The organism is Hypericibacter sp. (assembly GCF_050729195.1).
In the GTDB taxonomy this organism is placed as follows: Bacteria; Pseudomonadota; Alphaproteobacteria; order Dongiales; family Dongiaceae; genus Hypericibacter.
On the sequence record NZ_JBOHKS010000094.1, the window covers coordinates 1 to 3,363 of the forward strand.

Consider the following 3,363-nt stretch of genomic DNA (forward strand, 5'->3'; position numbering starts at 1 on the left):
GCCCTATGATGGCGGTTTCCCCGACCCGAACGGAACCGTTCATCTTGCCGCCCTCTTCGCGCAGCCTCGACATGATCCGCAAACTCGTGGCGTTCGACACCACGAGCCGGAACTCCAATCTTCAGATCATCGACTTCATCCGCGACTATCTCGCCGGCCATGGCGTGGAATCGCAGATGGTGTTCGACGAAAGCGGCAAGAAGGCCAATCTCTACGCGACGCTGGGTCCGACCGACCGGCCGGGCATCGCGCTCTCCGGCCATACCGACGTGGTTCCGATCGACGGCCAGGAATGGAGCAGCGATCCCTGGAGCATCACCGAGCGCGACGGCAAGCTCTATGGCCGCGGCACCTGCGACATGAAGAGCTTCCTGGCGATCACCCTCGCCATGGTGCCGGAGTTCCTGGCCCAGCCGCTGCAGCAGCCGATCCATCTGATCTTCTCCTATGACGAGGAGGTCGGCTGCGTCGGCGTGCGACGGCTGATCGCGCTGCTCAAGGATTTCCGGATCAAGCCCTCGGCCGTCATCATCGGCGAGCCGACCGACATGAAGGTGATCGTCGCGCATAAGGGCAAGAAGAGCCTGCGCGCGCGGGTGCGCGGCTTCGAGGCGCATTCCTCGCTGGCGCCCAAGGGCGTCAACGCGATCGAATATGCCGCCGAGATGATCACCTTCCTGAAGCGGATGGCGCGGCGCTGCGCCAAGAACGGTCCTTTCGACAACGATTATGATATCGCCCACACGACCGTTCATACCGGCGTAATCCATGGCGGCACGGCGCTCAACATCGTGCCCAAAGACTGCTATTTCGATTTCGAGTTCCGCTACATCGCCGGCGTCGATCCCGAGGCGATGTTCGGCGAGCTCAAGGCCTTCGTCGATCAGGAGCTGCTGCCCGCCATGCATGCGGTGGCCCCCGACACCGGCATCACCTTCGAGGAGATCTCGGCCTTCCCCGGCCTGAACATGCCGGAGGAAGCCGATCTCGTGGTCCTGGCGAAGAAGCTCGCGGGCGCCAACATGGTGCGCAAGGTGGCCTTCGGCACCGAGGCCGGCCTGTTCCAGCAGGCGGGCCTTCCGACCATCATCTGCGGTCCGGGCAGCATCACCCAGGCCCATAAGCCCGACGAGTGGGTCAGTCTCGACCAGTTGACCCAATGCGAGAGCTTCATGCATCGCCTGCTGGACCGGGTCCGGGAGAAGGCCGCCGCCTGACCGCCGGCCCCAGTCCCCGCCTGTCCCAAGACCCCACCCGCCCGTAATCCTTCGCCCACCATTGCCGCGGAGGGGCTCTCCCCTCTAACATGGGCCCATGCGGCCCCTCGCCGCCCTCGTGATCGTCTTGGCACTGGCCGGCCTTGCCGCAGCCGAACCCGGATTCGATGCCGGGGCCCGCGCCGCGGCGGGAGCCGACGCCAGCGATGCCCTTCTTGCGCCCCTCAGCACGGCGCCCCCGATCCGCCAGGCCCTCGATAGCGACCTCGCTCAGACCTGGGCGCAGGCGCAGGTGTTCCTGCGTTACGAAGACGACCAGCTCAATCTGCGGGTGATCAGCGGGCCGATGAACCAGCCTTATATGCAGCGGCTCCTGGCGCTGCATATCACCGATCCTCAGCCCGTGATCATCCACCTGCATGGCTGCGGGCGCTCGGACGATCTGGCCGACATCCGCAATCAAGGCCGCGCGCTCGCGGAGCTGGGCTATGTGGTCATCGCGCCCGACAGCTTCGTGCGCCACGACCGGCCCTCGGGCTGCGATCCTCGCACCCAGATGCGGGATTTCGGAGCACCTCTGGCTCAGATCCAGCAATGGCGCATCGAAGAGCTGAGCTATGCGCTGACCCGTGTGCTTGAAGCGCCCTGGGCCGACAAGCTGCGGATTTTCGCCGGCGGCTTCGACGAGGGCGGCGACGCGGTGCTGGCTTTTTCCGATCCGGCGCTGGCAGGCCGTTTCGCGATCGCGGCCCCTTGCCGTTTCCAGCCCTTGCGCGACGACAAGCTGCCGACCCTGGTCATCGTCTCCAACCGCGACCTTTGGTTCAACGCCGACCATGAGCCTGAAGCCCGGGGGCGTTGCCGGCAGAAGCTGCGGGGCTCGACCAATGTCAGTCTGTTCGAGTCAGACGGCGTCCTGCATGACGCGCTGATCTACGAAGAGTCCCGCGTCACGCTCTGGAACTTCCTGGTCCGCGCCAGTTTCCTTTAGCCGTCAGCGGAACATCGAAATTCCCGTTCTCTCGTTCCTGTCATCAACGCGATCCTGATGAGAACGCTGTTTTTGTTCTATTGAATGTCATGGGTCCGTCGCAGGATATCCCCGACATCGATCAGGGAATCCGACATGACCATTCTCGACGACCTCTCGCCAAGCCGGCGCGATCTGTTGCGTCTGGCCGCTGGGGCTGCCATGGCAGGCCCCCTGGTGGCCAGCCTGCCGGGCCGGGCGCAAGCCGACGACGGCATTTCCGAAACCAACTCGAAACTACCGAAAAGCAACAACGGGAGTCAGGATATGAGCTACGTCACCACCAAGGACGGCACGTCGATCTATTACAAGGATTGGGGCAGCGGGCAGCCCATCGTGTTCAGCCATGGCTGGCCGTTGAGCGCGGATGCGTTCGAGGACCAGATGTTCTTCCTGGCGTCCAATGGCTATCGCTGCATCGCCCATGACCGCCGCGGCCATGGACGCTCGAGCCAGCCCTGGAACGGCAACGACCTGGACACCTATGCCGACGATATGGCGACGCTGGTCGAGCATCTCGACCTGAAGAAGGCGATCCATATCGGTCATTCCACCGGCGGCGGCGAGGTCGCCCGCTATATCGGCCGGCATGGCAACAAGCGCGTGGCCAAGGCCGTGCTGATCGGCGCGATCCCGCCGGTGATGGTCAAATCCGCTTCCAACGCGGGCGGCACGCCGCTGGAGGCCTTCGATGGCTTGCGCAAGAGCGTGCAGGCCGACCGCTCGCAGTTCTGGAAAGACCTCAGCCTGCCGTTCTACGGCTACAACCGGCCGGGGGCGAAGGTCTCCGAAGGCGTGCGCGCATCCTTCTGGCTGCAGGGCATGATGGCCGGGTTCCCGGCTTCCTACTTCTGCATCAAGGCCTTCTCGGAAACCGACCTGACCGAGGACCTGAAGAAGTTCGAAGTGCCGACCCTGGTCCTGCATGGCGACGACGATCAGATCGTGCCGATCGCGGATTCGGCGTTGCTCTCGTCCAAGATCATTAAAAATGCCAAACTGGTTGTCTATAAGGGCGCGCCGCACGGCATGTGCACGACCCTGAAAGACCAGGTCAACGCCGAGCTTCTGGCCTTCTGCAAGGCCTGAGACCGGACCGCCGACGCCGCCCGATGG

Annotated in this window: 3 protein-coding genes; all 3 read left to right on the forward strand. The window is 64.1% G+C overall.

Features of this window, described 5'->3' with window-relative positions:
- The first annotated feature begins 44 nt into the window (after nt 1-44).
- The 3 genes from argE (at nt 45) to ACREE8_RS07040 (ending at nt 3,336) form a co-directional block, all read left to right on the forward strand.
- On the forward strand, nt 45-1,217 hold the full coding sequence (gene argE, locus ACREE8_RS07030) for an acetylornithine deacetylase (protein WP_431572273.1): 1,173 nt from the start codon (nt 45-47) through the stop codon (nt 1,215-1,217).
- A gap of 97 nt (nt 1,218-1,314) precedes the next feature.
- Nucleotides 1,315-2,208, forward strand: a complete 894-nt coding sequence (locus ACREE8_RS07035; RefSeq protein WP_431572274.1) for a dienelactone hydrolase family protein — start codon at nt 1,315-1,317, stop codon at nt 2,206-2,208.
- A 135-nt stretch (nt 2,209-2,343) separates the two neighbouring features.
- On the forward strand, nt 2,344-3,336 hold the full coding sequence (locus ACREE8_RS07040; RefSeq protein ID WP_431572275.1) for an alpha/beta fold hydrolase: 993 nt from the start codon (nt 2,344-2,346) through the stop codon (nt 3,334-3,336).
- Nucleotides 3,337-3,363: the final 27 nt, after the last annotated feature.